Consider the following 4,087-nt stretch of genomic DNA (forward strand, 5'->3'; position numbering starts at 1 on the left):
GTTTCCGCCGTTACCGATCAGGAGACCACCGTCGCCGCCGGTCGCTCCGCTGCCCGGGGACCCATCGGAGCCGTTGCCGATCAGCGGGCGCCCCACCAGCGCCTGCGTGGGTGCATTAACCGCGCCCAGCAGGCCTCGTTGTGCAGCCCGCAAAGCCGAGGTGTTCGCAGCCTCAGCGCTGGCGTAGAACGCCGCGGAACCAGTCAGCATGTGCAAGAAACGCTGATGGAATTCTGCAACCTGAACACTGATCGCCTGGTAGGCCTGGGCGTGCGACGAAAATAGCGATGCCACCGCCACCGACACCTCGTCTGCGGCGGCGACTGCCAACGCCGTGGTAGGGGCAGCTGCCGCCGCGTTGGCTCCTCGGACCGCCGAGCCAAGGCCCGCCAAGACAGCCGCCGCAGCCGTCAACTGCTCCGGAACCGCGATCACGAACGACATCGCTGCCTCCCATATTGGATTCTTTGGACAGCCAGCGGATTGAACCGCAAGGCAAGCAGCGACGCGCTTGCGATCAAGAAACGTCGCCGGCGGCAATCGCTACCCATTGGGCGTCGCAATTTTCATGTCAGTGGATCACACCGGACTTCAGATTTTGTGCATTGAAGAGTCCCGATACCTGGTTGCCCAGGTTTCCGAAGCCCGAGTTGAAGGTTTCCAACAGTCCCGGGGTGAAAGTCCCGGCATTGAAGAAGCCCGAGATGAACGTTCCTGAGCTGTTTACAAAGCCCGACATGAAGGCGGGTTCGGAGCCTGCAGGGCCCGTATTTCTGAAGCCCGAACTAAAGGCTCCTGCGTTTAAGAAGCCAGAACCGAAGTTACCATGGTTCTCGAAGCCCGAGGAGGCAACGGTGCCCCCGATGATGTTGTCACCGGAATCGAAACCCGAGTTATTGACACCTTGATTAAAGGCTCCCGATTGATTGACGCCGCCTTTGCCGAATGGACCGTCGAAGTCATTGGAGAAGCCCGAATTTACCACCGGTTGATCGAAGGGGCTCAACGGGCCGGTGTTAAGATTTCCTCCGTTAAGAAAGCCGGTATTTACCCCGCCCGAATTTGCGTATCCGGTGTTAATGCTGCCCGAGTTAAAGTCGCCCGTATTGATGCTGCCGCCATTGAAGCTGCCGAAGTTGGCATTACCCGCGTTGAAGAAACCCGTATTGATGTCGCCCGAGTTAAACAAGCCGGTATTAAGATCGCCCGAATTAGCCCAGCCAGTGTTGGTGGCGCCGGAGTTAAATAGGCCAGTGTTCGTAGTGCCCGCGTTAAAGTCGCCCGAGTTAAAGGAACCAGAGTTTCCCCACCCGGTGTTGAGGTTGCCTGAGCTTCCAATGCCCGAGTTGAGCGTACCGGAGGTAAAGAATTCGGTGCTTAAGGGACCAACTCCCAGACCCGAGTTCGCGATACCGATGTTCTTGTCGCCGGAATTGAAAAATCCGAAGTTATCATTGCCGGAATTAAAGAGGCCAATATTTCCGGTGCCACTGTTCAGGGCGCTGAAATTAATGCCGATCTGGTTATCGCCAGCTAGCCCGATTCCTATGTTATTGTTACCCTTATTCCCGAAGCCGAAGTTATTGTTCCCCAAATTCCCGAGGCCGATATTTCCGTCACCTAGGTTACCGCCACCGTAGTTTCCGAGACCGGTGTTTCCGCCGCCAAAATTCATGTTTCCGGTATTGCCGATGCCAAAGTTGGCGTTGCCGGTGTTGCCGGCGCCTAAGTTTGTGTTTCCGGTGTTGCCCGAGCCAAAGTTGTCGCTGCCCGCGTTTCCGCTGCCAAAGTTCGTGGCGCCGATGTTGCCGAAGCCGACGTTCGCATTGCCCGTATTACCGCTGCCCAGGTTGAACCCGCCCAGGTTACCGCTGCCCAGGTTGGAATTTCCCAAGTTACCGCTGCCCAGATTGAAGCTGGCAGGGACTTGCGCCGTTGAATTTCCCTTACCGGAATTTCCGTTTCCGCTGCCCAGGTTGAGATTGCCGAAGTTACCGCCGCCCAGGTTGAAATTGCCAGTGTTCCCGCTCCCCACATTCAGGTCGCCGATATTGCCGATGCCTAGGTTGAGGGCGCCGATATTGCCGGGTGTCAGGTTGATGACGCCGATGTTGTCGGGGAGCGGGATAATAATCCCCTGCGACGTCAGCTGCCATGGGGTCAACTGCGCGGCTGCCGATGCCGCCCCGGCGTAATAGCTCGACATCGCGGCCACATCTTGGGCCCACATCTGCTCGTAATTAGCCTCGGCGGCTGCAATCGCCGGCGCGTTCTGACCGAATAAGTTCGACCTGACCAACGACACTAGCTCCGAGCGATTTGCCGCCACCACCGCCGGATGCACAATGGCCACGTGCGCCGTATCAAACACAGCGGCTACGGCTTTGGCTTGACCCGATACCTGCTCGGCCTGAGCCGCCGCCGCGCTCAGCCACGCGGTGTACATCTCCGCCACTGCTGTCATCGCTTGCGCCGCTGGCCCCTGCCAGAACTGGCCGGCCAGCCCCGAGGTCACCGAGGAAAACCCGGCTCCCGCGGACTGCAGTTCGGCCGCCAGCCCGTCCCAAGCACCCGCGGCGGCCAGCATTGGCTGCGAGCCCGCGCCTACGAACATCAACGCCGAATTGACCTCCGGCGGCAAGACCGAGAAATTCACGTCTAACTCCCCTTTCACCGGTCCGCGCTCAAACCAATGCGGAGCCCCAGCTTCATCAATTCGGGCCAAGGGTTACCACAAGACCCGTTATCCGGACGGAGTCTACATAACTGCCTATCGGTGGGGGTCATATTGGGAATCTTAGTAATTCATATTCAATTGAATTTATGCGCGAACCGCTGCCGGCAGCGACAATGTTGCTGCCCTTGATAATTCAGCATCTGTAGAAATTCGCTCAATCACTTTTTGGAGCAATACTCTTGCAGCGTTGTGTAATTCGCGGTGCGTTGAGATGCAGGATGCAGAGTCCCGTAGCCGTGAACTAACTTCGACCTGAGAACCGGGCCCTTTGGTTGGTTGGGGCCTGCACATCGCGGTCGTGAAACGTCACCGCCTGCGCGCTGAGCGCCCGATGGACCTCGGCGCGGCTTCTTCGAACGCCACGCGGTGACTGGCTGCACAGTAATCGACCGCCGGCCTAGCCCGGCGGGCTTGCAATCTTTGTCGTCGCCAAACGGGCGTTCAGCTACTGCCCGACCAGTAGAGGTGGATTATCCAGGTGCGCCCGGCTGGCCGTCGGAGCCCGGATTGCCGTCGCTGCCTTGGTTGCCGGGTGCTCCCGGCCCAGAGACGGCACCGAAGTCGCCGCCGGCCCCCCGTGCACCGCCGGCGCCGGCGCTGCCTCCGGCGCCCCCGGCGCCGCCGACACCGGAAGCTCCCTGCCCGCCGAGCAACCCGCCGCGGCCGCCCGCGCCCGGTTGGGCGCCTGCGGCGCCGCCCTGACCGCCGTTGGCGCCATTGCCGCCGTTGCCGCCCTTGCCGCCGCTGCCCGACTGGGAGTCCCCGGCGCCACCAATGCCCTCGGCGCCCCCGGCGCCACCAATGCCCCCGGCGCCCCCGGCGCCACCACTTTTGGCGGACGAGGCGATGGAGCCGCCAGTGCCCCCGGCGCCGCCAGCGCCCCCGGCACCGCCAGTCCCGCCAGTCCCGCCGGCCCCGGAGTCACCACCGGCGCCACCGAAACCGAAAAGAAGCCCACCGTTGCCGCCGTTACCGCCGACGCCCCCGGTACCGCCGGTGCCGCCAACAGCGGTGGAGTCTGCACCATTGCCGCCGTCACCACCTGTATTTCCCGTTGCGGGGCCGAAGTTGCTGAAGGCAAATCCGGCGTTTCCGCCGCCACCTCCGACACCGCCTGAGGCACCGGTGCCACCGACGCCGCCGGTGCCGCCGACGCCGCCGGCGCCGCCGTTCCCGAAAAGCAGCCCGCCGTTACCGCCCTGGCCCCCGGCGCCGCCGGCGCCCCCGGCGCCACCAGATATGTCGGTGCCAAAGCCATGTCCGCCGTTGCCTCCAGAACCTCCGATGCCATCACCTCGGACGGAAGAGCCATCGCCGCCCGCGCCGCCGTTGCCACCCGCGCCCCCGGGG

At 62.4% G+C, this 4,087-nt stretch carries 2 protein-coding genes and 1 pseudogene; all 3 read right to left on the minus strand.

The window, feature by feature from the left end; genetic code table 11:
- The coding region (locus F0Q45_RS24770; protein ID WP_149656405.1) for a PE family protein at positions 1 to 444 on the minus strand (444 nt) is incomplete at its 3' end.
- A 127-nt stretch (positions 445 to 571) separates the two neighbouring features.
- Positions 572 to 2,656: a PPE family protein gene (locus F0Q45_RS24775; RefSeq protein WP_149656406.1), complete on the minus strand. Its 2,085-nt coding sequence runs from the start codon at positions 2,654 to 2,656 to the stop codon at positions 572 to 574.
- A gap of 551 nt (positions 2,657 to 3,207) precedes the next feature.
- Positions 3,208 to 4,087, minus strand: a pseudogene (locus tag F0Q45_RS28135) (PE family protein); the annotation flags it as partial.

The sequence above is a fragment of the Mycobacterium simiae genome (assembly GCF_008370645.1).
Lineage (GTDB): Bacteria > Actinomycetota > Actinomycetes > Mycobacteriales > Mycobacteriaceae > Mycobacterium > Mycobacterium simiae_A.